At 36.1% G+C, this 17427-nt stretch carries 15 protein-coding genes; 5 read left to right on the top strand and 10 right to left on the bottom strand.

Going from position 1 to position 17427, the window contains the following annotated elements; genetic code table 11:
* Nucleotide 1: 1 nt before the first annotated feature.
* The 10 genes from thiS to pheS form a co-directional block, all read right to left on the bottom strand.
* Nucleotides 2-202, bottom strand: a complete 201-nt coding sequence (gene thiS / locus HCW_RS07990) for a sulfur carrier protein ThiS (protein WP_014661708.1) — start codon at nt 200-202, stop codon at nt 2-4.
* A 9-nt stretch (nt 203-211) separates the two neighbouring features.
* Entirely contained in the window at nt 212-877 is a 666-nt protein-coding gene (locus HCW_RS07985) for a YggS family pyridoxal phosphate-dependent enzyme (RefSeq protein WP_014661707.1), read from the bottom strand.
* Nucleotides 871-2724 (bottom strand): menaquinone biosynthesis decarboxylase, encoded by a 1854-nt coding sequence (locus HCW_RS07980; protein WP_014661706.1) that lies wholly within the window; start codon nt 2722-2724, stop codon nt 871-873. Before HCW_RS07980 ends, HCW_RS07985 begins: the two co-directional genes overlap by 7 nt.
* Nucleotides 2725-2736: 12 nt before the next feature.
* Nucleotides 2737-4311 carry a phosphoglycerate dehydrogenase gene (gene serA, locus HCW_RS07975; protein ID WP_014661705.1) on the bottom strand — a complete coding sequence of 525 codons (1575 nt, stop codon included), beginning with the start codon at nt 4309-4311 and terminating at the stop codon, nt 2737-2739.
* A gap of 18 nt (nt 4312-4329) precedes the next feature.
* Nucleotides 4330-4815 (bottom strand): hypothetical protein, encoded by a 486-nt coding sequence (locus HCW_RS07970; protein WP_014661704.1) that lies wholly within the window; start codon nt 4813-4815, stop codon nt 4330-4332.
* Nucleotides 4816-4830: 15 nt separating this feature from the next.
* On the bottom strand, nt 4831-6489 hold the full coding sequence (locus tag HCW_RS07965) for a 30S ribosomal protein S1 (protein ID WP_014661703.1): 1659 nt from the start codon (nt 6487-6489) through the stop codon (nt 4831-4833).
* Between the two features lie 116 nt (nt 6490-6605).
* Nucleotides 6606-7430, bottom strand: a complete 825-nt coding sequence (locus HCW_RS07960; RefSeq protein ID WP_014661702.1) for a 4-hydroxy-3-methylbut-2-enyl diphosphate reductase — start codon at nt 7428-7430, stop codon at nt 6606-6608.
* 1 nt (nt 7431) lies between these two features.
* Complete coding sequence (gene aroA, locus HCW_RS07955; RefSeq protein WP_014661701.1) at nt 7432-8715, bottom strand: 3-phosphoshikimate 1-carboxyvinyltransferase; 1284 nt, start codon at nt 8713-8715, stop codon at nt 7432-7434.
* A 3-nt stretch (nt 8716-8718) separates the two neighbouring features.
* A complete protein-coding gene (gene pheT / locus HCW_RS07950; RefSeq protein WP_014661700.1) occupies nt 8719-10995 on the bottom strand; it encodes a phenylalanine--tRNA ligase subunit beta in 2277 nt (758 codons plus the stop codon).
* The gene (gene pheS, locus HCW_RS07945; protein ID WP_014661699.1) at nt 10995-11981 is read right to left on the bottom strand and encodes a phenylalanine--tRNA ligase subunit alpha; all 987 of its coding nucleotides are present in this window, start codon (nt 11979-11981) and stop codon (nt 10995-10997) included. Before pheS ends, pheT begins: the two co-directional genes overlap by 1 nt.
* An 86-nt stretch (nt 11982-12067) precedes the next feature.
* On the opposite strand from pheS, the gene HCW_RS07940 reads away from it, so the two are divergent.
* The 5 genes from HCW_RS07940 (at nt 12068) to HCW_RS07920 (ending at nt 17415) form a co-directional block, all read left to right on the top strand.
* Complete coding sequence (locus HCW_RS07940; RefSeq protein ID WP_014661698.1) at nt 12068-12382, top strand: histidine triad nucleotide-binding protein; 315 nt, start codon at nt 12068-12070, stop codon at nt 12380-12382.
* Between the two features lie 19 nt (nt 12383-12401).
* Nucleotides 12402-13724, top strand: a complete 1323-nt coding sequence (locus HCW_RS07935) for an aminotransferase class V-fold PLP-dependent enzyme (protein ID WP_014661697.1) — start codon at nt 12402-12404, stop codon at nt 13722-13724.
* A 109-nt stretch (nt 13725-13833) separates the two neighbouring features.
* The gene (locus HCW_RS07930; RefSeq protein WP_419470992.1) at nt 13834-14334 is read left to right on the top strand and encodes a DUF3972 domain-containing protein; all 501 of its coding nucleotides are present in this window, start codon (nt 13834-13836) and stop codon (nt 14332-14334) included.
* Between the two features lie 117 nt (nt 14335-14451).
* Nucleotides 14452-16848, top strand: a complete 2397-nt coding sequence (locus HCW_RS07925; protein WP_014661695.1) for a molybdopterin guanine dinucleotide-containing S/N-oxide reductase — start codon at nt 14452-14454, stop codon at nt 16846-16848.
* A gap of 27 nt (nt 16849-16875) precedes the next feature.
* Nucleotides 16876-17415: a hypothetical protein gene (locus HCW_RS07920; RefSeq protein ID WP_014661694.1), complete on the top strand. Its 540-nt coding sequence runs from the start codon at nt 16876-16878 to the stop codon at nt 17413-17415.
* Nucleotides 17416-17427 lie beyond the last annotated feature (12 nt).

Below are 17427 nucleotides of genomic sequence, written 5' to 3'. Positions count from 1 at the left end.
ATCACCCACCACCCATAAATTGCAAGCATTCTAATTTGTCATTTTCTTTTAAAAGGGTGCTATCCCATAACTCCCTTTTTAAACCCATGCAATTTAAAGCAATCATAAGAATTTCTGGGTTGATTTGCAAAAATTCAAGCGCTTGGGAGACATTGCAATCTTTAGGTAATTCTTTAGTTTCGCCATTAATCATAACTTTCATATCCATTCCTTATTTAAATAGATGAGAGCCAATCCTTAAAAGATTAGCCCCACAAGCAATAGCTAATTCAAAATCACTGCTCATGCCCATTGAAAGAATGCTTGCATTCTCTAGTTTGTCAAAAAGTTTTTTAGTAATAACAAAGGATTTTTCAATTTTCTTTTCATCATCACTATGAGCTCCCATACACATAAGCCCTTTTAATGTGATATGCTTGCAAGACTCTTTAATTTGAGCATAAGTTTCAAGCACAACTTCTGGCATTACTCCGCTTTTACTTTCTTCATACGCACTATTAACTTGTAAAAGGGCGTTTAAAGTAACGCCTAGTTTTTCACAACGCTTTTCTATGCTTAAAGCAAGTTTTAAAGAGTCTAAAGAATGTAAAAGGGCTGGTTTTAAACTCAAAAGGGTGTTAATTTTATTCTCTTGTAAAGAGCCTACCATGTGCCATTCAAGGGGTAAATGCTCTAAGCTTTGCATTTTAGTTTTTAAATCTTGAACTTTATTTTCTCCAAAAGCCCTTTGAGAGCAATCATAGTAATTTTGAATGGCTTCTATGGAAGCGTTTTTTGAAATAGCCACTATTTTTACGACATGGTGTCTTGAATAAGCGATGCGAGCTTTTTCTATTGTAGAAATTAGGGTGTCAATTCTTTGCTTATAATCTAACATAACTCTTCCTTATGCGTGCTAAAAGAGTGCGTGAGATGAAATTTTTGATTTAAGTTTTCAAAATCTTTTAAAAGCCCTTTATTTTTCAAACTTTCTATGACTTCTATGGAGCAATCAGTTTCTAAAGGCCATTCTCTAAAATGCTTGTCCATAACACCCTTATTAGTAGCGTCTATAAAAAAACAATGCTTAGAGATGAGAATATCACGCTGTGCGTCAATATTGTTAGTTACACGCCATAATAGCATGTAGGGGTTGTTTAAATCATTGCTTCTATGCTCTACAAATACTACAATGCGTAAATACTCTTCAAAACCTAGCAAGTTTTTACTTAGTTCAATGATACTCTTGTCTTTCTTTTCTACGCTAACTACACAAATGGGATTGTTAGTGTGCGTATAATATTGTTTCAAAAGAATGATGTTTGGCATTTTATCTTGTAAAAGCCTTAATAATGAATCATCGTTTAAAAGCGTAGGATAGGGGGTATCGCTTTTAGTTGTGGCATCAATACCAAGTTTGCCCCCCATAGCATATTCAGGGCTTGCATGATCTAGTGCATCGCACACGCCCTGAGAGATTAGCACCTTTTGGGTAGAAAAATTTTTTAATATATATTCAATGATGGCGTTAGTGTCTCTTAAATTTGGAGCATCAATATTCACAAAAACCGCATGTTTGACAAAACTCATTTGCCCCACACCCCAAAAAGCATGCATGATTTGTTTGGCATGGGCGTTGTAGTGTGTGTTTATTTGAGCTAAAATTAAATTATGAAAAGCTCCATTTTCTGGCATGTAATAATCTATGAGACTTGGGGTGTTTGTTTTAAGCAGGGGCAAAAATAAGCGTTCTGTTAAATATCCCATGTATTTGTCTTCTAAGGGGGGCTTACCCACTACGGTGGCTAAGTAAATGGCGTCTTTTTTGTAACTAATGGTTTTAACTTCTAAGATGGGGTAAGGCTCAATGGGGGTATAATAACCAGTATGGTCTCCAAAAGGTCCTTCAAGCTCTAATTTTTCACAATCCACAAACCCTTCTATAACGATATCACAATCTTTTGGCACATTCAAAGCATTACTCAAACACGGCATAACTTGTGCTTTTTTCTCTCTAATAAATCCATAGAGCATTAACTCATAAATGCCATAGGGTAAGGGGGCTGTAGCACACCATGTATAGAGTAAATCTCCTCCAATTGCGATACTTATAGGCATTTTTACTTTAGCCTTAGCATACTCGTGGAAAAAGAGTTGAGAGTCTTTATGGATTTGCCAATGTAAGCCTAAATGGTTTTTGTCATAGACTTGTAAGCGATACATGCCTACATTCTTTTTCTTATTATCTAGGCTTTGGGTATAGACTTGTCCCATAGTGATGAATGCCCCACCATCTTTTTCCCAAGTTTTTAAAATGGGCAAATCAAATAAGTTGACTTCTTCATCTTGCTTGATGATGAGATTTCTAGGGCGAGTGGTTTTTTTAGGAAAAATGTGTCTTAAAGTCCATAAGTCTTTTAAAGCCTTCAAACTCTCAGTAAAATTTTTAGGGGCATTAAAATGTAAGAAAGCTTGCATGCGTTGTTGCAAACTCTCTATAGGGGTTTTTAATAAAAGCTCCAAGCGTTTAAACGAACCAAAAGCATTCATTAAAACAGGCATTTCAAACACTTTTGTTTGGTGTTTGACTTTTTTTATGGGGCGATTAAATAATAGGGCTTTTCCCCCATTAGGTTTTTTAGCTTCTATGTAGGCTAGATGAGCGATTTCTAGTTCCACATCAAGGGGGGTATCAATGATTTCTAATTCATCATGCTCTTTTAAAAGTTCTAAAAAATCTCGCATTCTCAAATAACCTTAGATGATAACATGATGAACGCTTAAGCATGCAGGAATATTTTTAAGCTCTTCTAAAACTTCCAAAGAAACTTCTTCATCTACAATAATAAGTGCTAGGGCTTCTTTTTGTGCGTTACGCCCCAAACGAAAATCAGCGATATTGATACTATGCCTAGCAAACGCATTCCCCACATTTCCAATAACACCTGGAATGTCCGTGTTTCTAAATAAAAGCATTTTACCCTTTGGTTCTATATCAATATCAAAACCATTAATATTAGTGAGTTTTAAAATATCTTCTTCAAACACGGTGCCACTCACACTCATTGTGCCATTGGTTGCATTTAAAGTTAAAGAGAGCATGTTTTTATAAGGTGATGCACTTTCTTTGAGAGTAACTTGGATTTCAATACCCCTTTCTTTTGCCACAAAGGGGGCGTTAATATAATTGATTTTATCCCCTACAATAGGTTTTAACACACCTACGAGCATAAAGGCTACAAGGGCATCTTCGTGCTTGCTAATCTCTCCACAAAGATTAAACTCAATCTTATGGCAAACACCCTTATGGATTTGACTAGCAAAATAGCCTAATTTTTGAGCTAAATTTAAGTAAGCTTTCATGCTAGGTTCAAAAACTTGCATAGGCAAATTGAGAGCATGCGGGTGGCTTGAACCCCTTAAAGACTCCATAACCCCTTGTGCGGCTTGTTTAGAAATTTCTTCTTGAGATTCTAAGGTGTTAGCACCAATATGAGGGGTTGCATAGACATTAGGTAAGTCTAAGAGCTTGTTATGAATGCCAGGTTCTTTAGAAAAGACATCAATACCAAGCCAACGCACTTTTTTGGTCTCTAGGGCTTCATAAAGGGCGTCTTCGTTATAAAGCCCACCCCTAGCGCAATTGATTAAGATAACCCCTTTTTTCATGCGTTCAATTTCTTTAGTGCCTATTATGTTAATGGTTTCTTCATTTTTAGGGGTATGGATAGTGATAATATCGCATTGTAAAATATCTTCAAAATTTTTCGTATAAATCGCCCCCAAGTCAGTGGCTTTTGAAGAAGGGATATAAGGGTCATAGGCTAGAACTTCCATTTCAAAAGCTTTGGCTCTAATGCCCACCCTTGAGCCAATATTTCCAAAGCCAATAATGCCTAGTTTTTTACCTTTTAATTCTGTGCCATACCAATCTTCTCGTTTCCACAATCTCTGGTGTTTGATTTGTTCATTAGCGCCAGGAAATGTTCGCACTGCATTAATGATATGCGCCATAGTCAATTCTACTGCAGCAATGGTGTTAGCGGTAGGAATATTCATGACCACAATACCTTTTTGAGAACAGCTTTCCAAATCAATATTATCCACGCCCACACCCGCTCTTACAATGGATTTTAAATTAGTTAAAGGACTTAAAAAATCGCTTGTAATAGGGGTCATACTACGAGTAATAAGGGCATCCATAGGGATAAGCTTTTCTAAAAGCTCTGTTTTAGGGCATGCAGAATAATCATGCAAGATAATATCTTTTTGAGCTTCTAAAAGCTCAATGCCCTTAGTGTGAATTGGGTCGCAAATGGCTACTTGATACATAAAAATTCCTTTAAGATTTTATGGAATGGCATGATAGCGTATTTTGTAATATTTCAAGTCTTCTAAAAGGCGTTCTCGTTTAGAATCATCTAAATAAATTATCATGTTGGATTGTTTGGGAGTGTTATCGTAGGCAAATTCAATCTTTTCTTGCTTTAAGATTTCTTTTAAACATAAAAATTGGTATTCTTCTAAATCTTTAACAAGCAGTTTAGAGCTTTGAAACGCATGTTTATCAAAAGAGACTTCAAAGTGGCGTTCTACAACAGGATAATTTGTGGGGGATTTTGAAAGTGTGTCATTAGATGATTTATCGTCATCAAAATCAGGGTCTTCTAAAAGAATATCATCAATTGTCTTTATAATTTTGGGTTCTCTTGGCTTTTTTGCTTGACTGATTGGAGAGGTTGGAGGAATCTCTTTATTAAGATGCAAAAATAAATAGGCTAAGGAGCCAAGAGCAATGGCTAGAGAGATAAGAACAAGAGTTGTTTTAAATCTCATGCTCTTTTAATACTCTTAAAGTTTTTCTTTAAGAATATCACCCAAGGTCATCTTGTCATCGCTTGCATTAAAGGCTTGCAATTCTTCTTTTTCTTTTTTACGCTCCAAACGATGCACAGAAGCACGCACTTTATTGTTGGATTTTTCAATGGCAACAATCACGCTTGTGATTTCTTCGCCCATTTGAACTTCTTCTTTTTTCAAAGGGCTTAAGTCTTCATTCTTGATAAGTATATCAATACCATCAGCATGGACAAACACACCAAAATCTTTAATGCTAACCACTTTGCCCTTAATGATGTCGTCTATTTTGTGCTTTTGGGCGAATTCTTCAGTGGGTGAAGGCATCAAATGTTTAGAGCTTAAAGAGATTTTCTTGTCTTTTTTATTGATTTTAAGAATTTTTACTTTAAGCACATCGCCAACATTATAGTGGTCTTTGCACTTTTTGTCTTTATCCCAAAAAGCATCATGGTTATGCAATAAGCCATCTACACCACCTAAATCCAAGAAAGCTCCAAAATCAGTTAAAGTAGCAACTTTACCCTCTAAGACATCGCCTACTTGATACTTAGCCTCAAAATCATCAAAAGGTCTGTTAGTGAGTTGTTTTAAAGACACTCTTAAGCGGCGATTTTTAGAGTCAATTTCAATGATTTTTACATCAATTTCTTGTCCTACGCTTAGGTATTTGTTAGGGTGCTTAACATTCTTATCCCAAGAAATTTCAGAAACATGTAAAAAGCCCTCAATATCATTACCAATATCTACAAAAGCGCCATAATCTTCAATGTTGCTTACCACAACCTTAATGGCATAGCCGGGCTTGAGTTTATCTTGGATTTCTTCCCATGGGTCTTCGGTAGTGGCTTTGATTGAAAGAGAGAGGCGTCTTTTTTCTTCGTCATAAGCAATAGCTTTGACATAAACTTCATCGCCCTCTTTATAATACTTTTCAGGGTTTACGGGACCTTTGTGGCTGATTTCAGAATAATGCACTAATCCCTCAATACCCTCCACTTCTACAAAAATACCAAAGCTTGTAATCTGTCTTACTATGCCCAAAATCGGCTCTTGACTTTCCAATAGTTTTTTAGAAATTTCAAGTTGGCGCTTATCATTAATTTCAAAAAAGCGTTTGCGAGAAAGTGCGATAGAGTGATTTTCTTTATCTACACGAGTAATGCAAGCCTTAATGCGTTTGCCTATATGATTAGCATCATGTCTTAAAGAAGAGAGCGCACGAGATAAGAAGTATTCTACTCCCTCTGATTCCACAATATAGCCACCTTTATTTTTGGCTACAATCTTGCCCTCAATAATCACATCTTTGTATCCATCGCCCAATTCTTGGATTTTAGATATAACTTTTTGTTGGGTAATAGCTTTTTTGTGAGACACATTAGGGCGTTCACCTCTTTCAGAAACATGCACTACAATAGAATCATTTTTATGATACTTTAACTTGCCATGTTCATCGGTAATCTCGTTTAAGGGCAAACGACCCTCTGTCTTACCGCCAACACTTACCATTGCATAGCCATCATTTTCATTGATTGAAACGATTAGCCCTTCTTTAATTGTGCCATTCTCTAACGCCTCTTCTTGTTTTTCAAAAAGTGTTACGAAATCTTCATCCTCGTCAGAAATGACTTGATTATCTACTTTGCTCATTAGCTACCTTATAATAAAATAAAACTACTTAGTAGTATTCTATCTTTTTTTGGCTTACAAAATCGTTTAAAAATCAAAATTTAGCGCACTTTTTAAGAAAAAATGTCAAAAATTCCTTAAAATGCACTAATTTTTTGCTTAACTTTTTCTATAATCCAATCAGGTGTGGAGGCTCCAGCTGTAATTCCGCACAATTTTTTGCCTTTAAACCATTCAATTTCTAACTCATTTTCATCTTCTACCAAGTAACTATCTTTACAATGCTGTTTAGCAATATTTAAGAGTTGTTTGGTGTTTGAAGAAGTCTTCCCACCTACGACTATCATAATATCCACTTCTTTACTCAAATCTAAAGCGGCTTTTTGGTTGTGTGAAGTAGCGTTACAAATCGTATTAAAAATACGCACTTCAGGGCATCTCTCAATGAGATAGGAAGCGATTTGTAAGAGTTTTGGGGTTTGTTTGGTGGTTTGAGAGACTAAAGCCACTTTTTTTTGTAACTTTTTTTCTTGTAATTCTTCTAAGGAATTGATAGCTAAGGTTTCGCTTGTAGAATAGCTAATTACACCTTTTACTTCAGGGTGGTTAATATCTCCAAAAAGCACGATTTGATAGCCTTCTTTACTCATAGATTCTACAATTTGTTGGGGTTTAATCACATACGGACAAGTTGCATCAGTGATTTTTATCCCTTTACTTTTCAAATATTCTAAATCTTGTTTAGGAATGCCATGAGTTCTTATAATCACGCTCTTGTCTTTAGAGATTTTTTTAGGGTCTTCTTCAATTTTCACATTGAAGTTTTTTTCTAAACGATTGATTTCTTTAGCGTTATGAATGAGCGAGCCAAAAATCAAGCTGTTTTCATTTTTTTCAGCAATTTGTATAGCTCTTTTTACCCCAAAGCAAAAGCCATAATCCTTAGCCATTTTAATTTCCATGTTATTTTCCTTCTTTGAGTTGCTTAAGTATTGTATGGAATTTAGGGAAAGAAATTGAAACGCATTTTAAATTGTCAATTTCTAAGGGTAGCACTAAGCCTAGAATAGCAAAACTCATCGCAATTCTATGGTCATTAAAGCTCTTAATCATAGGGGGTTTAATCTTAGAAAAGTGTTGCTTTAAATTTTCTGCATTTTCTAAACCTTCTATGCAAAACCCATCTTCAAATTCTTCGCATTCCAAATTTAAAGCCTTGAGATTAGAAATAATGGCATTAATTCTATCGCTTTCTTTAGCTCGTAAATCCTTAGCATTTTTGATTTTACTCTTACCTTTTGCAAAAAGCATGGCAATACTTAGGGCGGGGATTTCATCAATAAGGCTTGCGATATTTTTATCTATAGTAACAGCGTTTAAAAGGGCATGCTCTACATAAATATCGCCTATGATTTCTAAATCTTTGGATTTTATCAAATACTCTATCTTAGCGCCCATTTTTTTTAAGACTTCAAAAGCTTCTATGCGAGTGGGATTGAGTAAGACATTTTTTAAAAGAATGCGGCTATTTGGCACAATAACGCAAGCTAGAGCGAAAAAGAATGCGCTTGATGGGTCATTAGCAATACTAAAATCAAAAGAATCTAGGGGTTTTTCTAAAGGCGTTATTTTTAAAACACCTTGCTTATTTTGAATGTTAGCTCCCAAACTTTTGAGCATGATTTCTGTGTGGTTACGACTAAGCTCATTTTCTTTATAAGTGCTTATACCTTGTGCTTGTAAAGCACCTAGAATTAAAGCGCTTTTTACTTGAGCAGAAGCGATAGGGCTTTCATAATCAAAAGCTTTTAAGTGGGTTCCTAAGATAACTAACGGAGCCAAATGATTATTCTCTCTTGCTAAAATTTTTGCCCCACAAGCATTCAAAGGCTCAATGATTCTTTTCATGGGGCGTGAGTTTAATGAGCTATCCCCACTTAAGACAAAAAACCCTTTTTGAGCGCTCAAAAGCCCTGCATATAAACGCATGCTTGTGCCAGAGTTGTTGCAATTTAAAATCTTGTTAGGCTCTTTTAAGGTAAGTGGGGGTGTGATTTTAAAAGAATTTTGTGTAATATAATCTATTTTAGCCCCTAAGTTTTGAGCGATTTCTAGTGAGCTTAAACAATCTTTCCCCATTAAAAAATTGCGCACTATGCAAGGTTTTTGAGCTAGTAGGCTAAAAATTACCGCTCTGTGCGAGAGCGATTTATCACTAGCATTAATATCAAGCTCTAAATCTATCAAAAATTATCCTTTAAGGCGGGCATTGAATTTTTTCTCTAAAATTTCAAGGGCTTTTTGAATGACAGAATTAACTTCTTCATCATTTAAGGTTTTTTCTAAAGAGCTAATAACAAGGCGTATGCTTAAAGCGATAGTATTATCGTTTTCTTTAAAAACATCAAGGGCTAGAATTTCGTGTAAGTTAGGAATTTTAGCATCTTCTAAAGCTTTTAACAGAGTGCTAAAAGCAATGTCTTTGTCTATTAAAAGGGTCAAATCTCTTGTGCTACTAGGATAAATGCTAAAGGGTTGTAATAGCATACTAGGATGCTTGAGTTTAGTTGCATCAATTTCAGCATAATAGCTTTCAAATAAATCTAGTTCTTGGATAACTTTAGGATGGACTTTTGCAATTGTGCCTATGACTTCGTTATTTTGAATGATTTTAGCGCTTTGGTAGGGGTGATTGATGGGCATTTGAGTGTCTAACTTTTCTAAACTAAAATCCCCTATAATTTTTGAAATACATTCAGCAAAAGAGTAAAAATCCCACGCCTTGCCCTTAGCATAAGGATAGCTTTCTAATACTCTTAAGCCACTCACTAAAAAGCCTAGCTTTTGAGTTTCTTCTCTTTTAGAGTTATACACGCTTCCTTTTTCATAAAACGCTATGCTTTTAAACCCTAAATTTTTGTTTCTCAAACTCGCATCTAAAAGACCACAAACAAGGCTGGTTCTAAGCGAGTTTAACTCCGTTGTGATAGGGTTTTGTAACTCTAGTGAGTCTTCTAAAACTTCAAAACCTAGCTTTTGTTGTTCTTCTTTGGAATAAAACACATAATGAATGACTTCTTTAAAATCGCAAGCAAGAGCCTTGTGTTTAAGGTTCTCAAAAAAGCGGTGTGTGTGATAATGTGGGTTTGCATTTTCTTTATTGACACAATTAAGGGGCTTGGAGACTAAATTATCAATGCCTACAAAGCGTAAGACTTCTTCAGCAATATCTTGAATGTTCTTAATATCATGTCTAAAATTTGGCACTATAATTTCTAAATTTTGCTCTTTTATCTCAACTTCAAAGCCTAAACTTTTTAAAATGCTTTGAACTTTTTCTCTTTCTAGGGCAAGTCCTAAAATCTCTGTAATTTCTTCAAGCTTTATAGTGAGTGTGCAATCTTTCAAAGAATGTTTGGTTTGTTTAACTTCTAAAACATCAGCCTTTAAATGAGTGCTTAAAAAATCTAAACCTTCTAGTAAGTTAGGGTTGCTTCCCCTAGTGCTTCTATACACAAGGGCGTTGTCTTTTTTAAGTGTTTTATCTTTTAGGGCATGTAGTTTTAAGGATAAGTTTGCAGGCTCTGTATAACTTGCTTCTAAGAGTAGATACTCGCTTAAATATTCTTGGGTATGTTCTATAGCGATAGTGGAGAGCTTTTTATTACTAATATAAACGCTTTCAAGGTTATTTTCATCACTTTTTACGCTTAGATTAATAGGGGATAAATTTACGCTATAAGCATTCATTAATACCCCACTAAAATGCGTGCCATACTCTATGAAATTTTTTAAAGCATTCTCACTCAACGCATTGTTATGAGCTAGTGCAAGTTTGATATTTAAAGGGGTGTTTAAAGAATGGTTTTTAATCAAATAATAAGCTAAATGCGATTGAATACTCTCATCAGTATTGAGTGTGATTAAATCGCTTTTTTTAGTAAAAACTAATGCCTTGATAGGTTTTAGGGGCGATTGATAAAACGCACTGATTTCTCTAGCAACGCCTAAAACACTCAAGCAATCCCCACGATTTGGGGTTAATGAGATTTCTAAAACATGCGTGTTGAATGGGGCGTATTCGCACAATTCCTTACCTAGAACTAACTCTCCAATACTTTCATCTAATTCTAATATGCCTTCATTAATTTTAGGAAAGCCAAGTTCTGTGCTAGAACAAATCATGCCATAGCTCTCCACCCCCCTAAGTTTGGTTTTAGCAATAGTAGTTGAGCCTATTGTCGCTCCATTGAGAGCGACTGGCACGAATTGATTTTCTTTGACATTTTTAGCCCCACACACGATTTGTAAAACTTCCTTACCCACATCTACTTGACACACACTCAGCTTCTCAGCATTTTGGTGGGGCATTTTTTCTAGCACTTTACCTACAACCACATTCTTAGGGGTGATGTAAGGGGTGCAACTCTCTACTTCTAAGCCTAAGCAACTCAAATTTTCACAGAGCTTAGATACATCTTTAGGCACATCTACAAAAACATTCAAATCATAAGTGCTTAGTTTCATTAAAAGCTCTCCAATACTCTTAAATCAGTTTCAAAGAAACTGCGTAAATCATTGATTTGACAAGTAAGCATTGCTAATCTCTCAATGCCCATGCCAAAGGCAAATCCGCTCACATTTTCATAACCTACCGCATCAAAGACGGCATTATTTACCATGCCACAGCCTAAAACTTCTAACCAGCCAGTATGAGAGCAAACCCTACAGCCTTCTTGCTTACAAAATACACAGCTAATATCCACTTCAGCACTAGGTTCAGTAAAAGGGAAAAAGCTCGAACGCCATCTTAATTTCACATTGCCAAAAAAGTAATGCAAAAAATCTTCTATCACGCCTTTTAAGTGCGTGAAATGGATACTTCCTTTTTTATCTACCACAAGCCCTTCAATCTGATGAAACATGGGCGTATGGGTTAAGTCATAATCTCGCCTAAAGGTCTCACCTAAGCAAATCATCTTAATAGGGGGGGTTTGATTTTGCATGGTATGGATTTGGACAGGTGAAGTGTGTGTCCTTAAAAGTTTGTTATCCTTAAAATAGAAAGTGTCTTGCATATCTCTTGCAGGATGATAAGGGGGCAAATTTAAAGCGCTAAAATTATGAAAATCATCTTCCACTAAAGAGCCGATTTCAAGCTTGTATCCTAAGGGGGTAAAAAATTCAATGATTTTATTTTTGGTGTAGTTTAGGGGGTGAGAAGAGCTTGTTTTTTGAGCGTTAAACAAACTCACATCAATTTTTTCTTTTTTTAAGCATTCTTCTAGCTCAAGCTCCATAATGGTCTTTTTTTTCAACTCAAACGCTTCTTCAAACGCTTGTTTATAATGGTGTATTTCTTTAGCAAAGGCGTTTTTTTCTGCGCCATTTAAATTCTTAAGTTCAGCAAATTTAAGTGCAAAGACACCTTTTTTTCCAAGGGCATTCAAACGCACTTCTTCTAACTCTTTGCTGTTATTAACCTTTTCTAATCGCTCTATTAAGGTGTGCAATAACTATCCTTTATTTTATTTTTAAAAGCTAGAGTATAATACAAATTTAATAAAATAGAAACCTTAAAAAGAGAGTAAACATAAATATGAATGTGTTTGAAAAGATAATTAAAGGTGAAATCCCTTGTTCTAAGATTTTAGAAAACGAGCATTTTTTATCCTTTTATGATATTAACCCTAAAGCTAAAGTGCATGCGTTAGTTATTCCTAAAAAAAGCATTCAAGATTTTAATGGCATAACCCCAGAGCTTATGGCACAAATGACAGCATTCATTTTTGAAGTGGTGGATAAATTAGGGATTAAAGAGAGTGGCTATAAGCTTTTAACCAATGTGGGTAAAAACGCTGGACAAGAAGTGATGCACTTGCATTTTCATATTTTAAGCGGAGACAAACACTAAAAAGCATTGGTAGGTTTTTATGCAAGCATTTCTAAATAAGAGTTTTGCCCCTTTACTTAATCCTAATGAAGACCTTTTAGAGCAGGTGCGCTCTAGTATTATCTTAAAAAAAGGGGTGCGTTATTTTGACTTTGGAGCATCAGGATTAGCAAGTAGCTTAATTGAAAAACGCATGAAATCTTTATTGCCTTACTATGCGAACGCTCATTCTATCGCCTCTAAGCATGCGATTTTAATGGGAGCGCTTTTAGAAGAATGTCAAAATAGATTGCGCCACTCTTTAGGTTTAAACGAACAATACCTAATTTTAAGTGCTGGATATGGAGCAAGCTCAGCGATTAAGAAATTTCAAGAGATTTTAGGGGTGTGTATTCCTTCAAAAACGAAGAAAAATTTAGAGCCGTATTTAAAAGATATTCCTTTAAGGCATGTTATTGTAGGGCCTTATGAACACCATTCTAATGAAATTAGTTGGCGTGAAGGCTTGTGTGAAGTGGTGCGTATTCCTTTAAATGAGCATGGTTTATTGGATTTAGACAACTTAGAAAAAAATTTAAAAAATAATCCCCATAGTCTAGTTTCTATTAGCGCTGCCTCTAATGTAACCGGACTTCTTACGCCTTTAAAAGAAATTTCAACATTATGTAAAAAATATCAAGCCACTTTAGCCTTAGACTTGGCTAATTTTAGCGCTCATGCTAACCCTAAAGATTGTGAATACAAGGCAGGTTTTTATGCGCCTCATAAGCTTTTAGGGGGTGTTGGGGGGTGTGGTCTTTTAGGCATTGCCAAAGATTTGATTGACACTCAAATTGCGCCTAGTTTTAGTGCTGGAGGCGTGATTAAATACGCTAATAGCAAAAGGCATGAGTTTATTGAAGAACTACCTTTAAGAGAAGAGTTTGGCACACCGGGATTATTGCAATTTTATAAAAGTGCTCTAGCGTATCAATTAAGAGATGAATGCGATTTGGATTTTATCAAAAAGCGAGAGGACAATTTATTACGCTTACTTATGTATGGGTTAAAAGATTTACCAGCAATCAGTATTTATGGGAATTTAACAGCTAGTCGTTTAGGCGTTGTGGCTTTTAATATTGGAGGTATATCACCTTATGAATTAGCTAGGGTTTTAAGCTATGAATATGGTATTGAAACTCGTGCGGGTTGCTCTTGTGCAGGGCCTTATGGACATGATTTGTTAAACCTTAAGGCTCAAGGATTAGAAGATTTTATTACAAAGCCCGGTTGGTTAAGGGTGAGTTTACATTTTACGCATTCGTTGCAAGATATTGATTATTTATTGGAATGCTTAAAGAAAGCGATAAAAAAATTGCGTTAAGACTTAATAAATTAGAAAGGATTAATTCTTGGATATTCTTAATTTAGATAAGGTAGAAAAAGGCTTAGAGGAAGAAACAACTAAAGTTTTAGATGAAGATAAGCAAGCTATTTTAGAGGATTTAAGCGCTTTAGCATGGGTTGAGGTTGCCGAGTTTAGCACGCTTTCTGGACTTTCTGAAGAGCGTATTATAGAATTAGTGAATGAGGGGAAAATTCAGAGTAAAAAAAGTGGCTCTAAGCTCTTAATTGATGTGAGCAGTGGGACTAATGCGCTTGTAAAAAGAGTGGAAAATAATCTTGTTTCAATGGATATGGATGGGCATGCTTTAGAGCCTATCTTTGTAGAAAAGACTATTAATACCATTTTAGGCTTGCATGATAAAGTGGTGTTAGCAAAAGATGAAACCATAGGGGCTTTTAAAAATGAAAATATGTTTTTAAAAGATGCTTTAATTTCTATGCAAGAAGTTTATGAAGAAGATAAAAAAACCATTGATATGATGCGCATTGAGCTTGAAAAAGCACGAGAAGAAATTGAATTTATGAAGAGAAAATACCGCTTAATGTGGGGGAAAGTTTCTGATATGGGAAGTGTGAATAAAAAATAGTCTTAGTTTGGCTATTAAATTAAGAAATCTGTTAACAATAGTTAACGATAGTTTTATTTATTGTGTGCTAAAATTTTGATGTTTTTTGTATCTAATTTACTTATCACAAGGAGAATCGTGTCTATTTCACGCAGAAGTATCCTAAAGGGGACAGCTGGGGCAGTTGCACTTGCAAGCACTAATCCTTTAGGGGCGATTAATCATTTTGAAAAAGTAGAGTCCATTCCGCATGCAACACATTTTGGCCCTTTTATTGCGAAGGTTCAAAGTGGAGTTATCAAAGACATCATTCCCCAAAAAAGTGATTACAATCCTACCACAATGTTAAAAGCTATGGCAGATAGAGTGCATTCTGATACCAGAGTTAAATATCCTTGTGTGCGTAAGAGTTTTTTGGAAAATAAAAAAAACCACAAAGAATTGCGTGGAAAAGAAGAATTTGTGCGTGTGAGCTGGGATGTGGCATTGGATTTGGCAGCTAAGAAGCTTAAAGAAATTCCTAGAGAAAATATCTATAATGCGAGTTATAGCGGCTGGGGGCATGTGGGTAAATTGCATCGTTGTAATAGTCTAGCAGGGCGGTTTTTTAACACGACTTTAGGGGGGGCAGTTGGGACTGATGGAGAGTATAGTAATGGCGCAGCAGGAAGAGTGAATCCTATTGTAGTGGGGGATATGGAAGTTTATTCGCAACAAACTACCCATGAAGAGATGATTAAAAATTGTAAGGTGTATGTCATGTGGGGGGCGGATTTGTTCAAGTGTAATCGTATTGATTATTTTGTGCCAAATCATGTTAATGACAGATACTATCCCGAATATAAAAAAGCTGGGATTAAATTCATTAGTATTGACCCCATTTATACCGAAACCGCTCAGGCTTTCAATGCTGAATGGATACAGATTCGCCCCAATACTGATGTGGCATTAATGTTAGGCATGATGAACCATTTGTATATGAGTGGGAAGTATGACAAGGATTTTATCGCTAAATATACTGATGGCTTTGATAAATTCTTGCCCTACTTATTAGGCAAAACAGATAATACGCCAAAAACTCCCGAATGGGCATCTAAAATCACAGAAGTTCCTGTCAAAAAGATTAAAGAATTAGCAGAATTATTTGTTTCTACACGCACCTTTTTAGCAGGGAATTGGGCAATGCAAAGAGCCCAACATGGCGAGCAACCTGATTGGGCGCTAATTGCTTTAGCGAGTATGATTGGTCAAGTGGGCTTGCCCGGTGGGGGCTTTGGCTTTTCAATGCACTATAGTGGGAATGGTCAAGCAAGTTCAGGGGCAAGACCAATTCCTGGCATTTCACAAGGGCGCAATCGTGTGAAAGGCACTATTCCAGCATCTAGGGTTTCTGAGGCCATTTTAAATCCGGGTAAGGAAATTGACTTTAAGGGTAAGAAACTCAAATTGCCTAAAGTGAGAATGGTTTATAATTGTGGTTCATCATTACTAGGGCATGAGCCAGATGCTAACGAGCTTATTCGTGCGTTAAGAACGCTAGATTGTGTGATTGTGCATGAGCCTTGGTGGACACCTACAGCGAAGTTTGCTGATATTGTTTTTCCCTCTACTAGCACTATGGAGAGAGATGACATCACTTTTGGAGGCAGTTACTCTAAAAATGTCATTTATGCTATGCGTAAAGTTATAGAGCCTGTTTATGAATCTAAAGATGATTATGAAATCTTTAGGCAATTAGCCTTAAGAATTGGAGGCAATGAGGCAGAGCAACGCTTTACAGGTGGCAAGAGTTATATGGAATGGATTAAGCGTTTCTATGATAGAAGTGATGGGCCTACTTTAAAATCGTTTGACCAATTTTGGAGAGATGGCTTTGTAGAGTTTGAAATTCCTGAAGACGCAAGAAAGTTTGTGCGTCATGCTGAATTTAGGCAAGACCCCGTGAATAATAAGCTTGCTACAGAGAGTGGGAAAATTCAAATTTTCTCTCAAAAATGTGCGGATTTTAAACTAGCTGATTTTAAGGGGCATCCGACTTGGTTTGAGCCAGCAGAGTGGTTAGGCTCTAAAATGGCTGAGACTTATCCATTCCATTTAGTCTCTCCACACCCAAAATATCGTGTTCACTCACAGCTTGATAACACTTGGATTAGAAATGTGTATAAGATTCAAGGTAGAGAGCCTGTAGTGATTAATGAATTAGACGCTAAGAAATTAGGCATTAAGCATGGCGAGATTGTGGAAGTGTTTAATGCTAGAGGAAGGTTATTAGCTGGAGCGTTTGTAACAAAAAATATTCGCCAAGGCGTTTTAAGTATTCAAGAGGGCGCATGGTATGACCCAGAAGATTCTAGAGTTAAAAACCCACGATGTAATGCAGGGCATGTGAATGTGCTTACCTCTTCACGCCCTACAAGTGGCATGGCGCAAGCAGTTTCAGCCAATACGGTTTTAGTGGGAATTAGAAGACTTAGAAAGAGCGAGTTAGTTAGGCCTTATCATTCTATTTCAGTGCCAAGTATTGTTGGTGCGTAATTACATAAATTAAGAAGGAGCAAGAAGATGAAAAAGTTACTAGCGTTAGCGTTGTTTTTGAGCGTGTTGAGTGCGCAAAGGTTGTATGTAGCAGGTGATGACATAGATGTTTATGATAAATCAGGCAAAGAGAAGATTGGAACTATTGCTAGAGGCACACCGGTAGATACAATTAGTGATGTAGGCGATAAGAGTGTGGTTAAAGTAAAGGGTTATCTTAAAAAAGATGACACCAGAGTTTTGTATGCGACCAAGAATTTTGCTATGGCATTTATTTCTTTAACTAAGGCAGGTGGTGTGCAATCAGACACTATGGAAGTTGCAGTGCCTAAGAAAAAACTTACAAGCGACCAAGCTAAAGCATGGTCAGATTCTGAGTTTTTATACTATGATACATGCTCTATGTGTCATGCAGCCCATGCTCCCAAAGAGCATAATATGGTAGAGTGGGATGGGATTTTTGCAACGATGAGAACTTTTGCTATGCCAACTAATGAAGAGGCACGCAAAATCATTCAATATTTGCACTCCCATGCAATTGATGGTTATGCGACTGATGATGAGTAGATAATAGGGTAA

The organism is Helicobacter cetorum MIT 00-7128 (assembly GCF_000259255.1).
Taxonomy (GTDB): Bacteria; Campylobacterota; Campylobacteria; order Campylobacterales; family Helicobacteraceae; genus Helicobacter; species Helicobacter cetorum_B.
The sequence above is the reverse complement of the archived record's forward strand: the minus strand, read 5'-3'. Positions and strand labels throughout refer to the sequence as shown.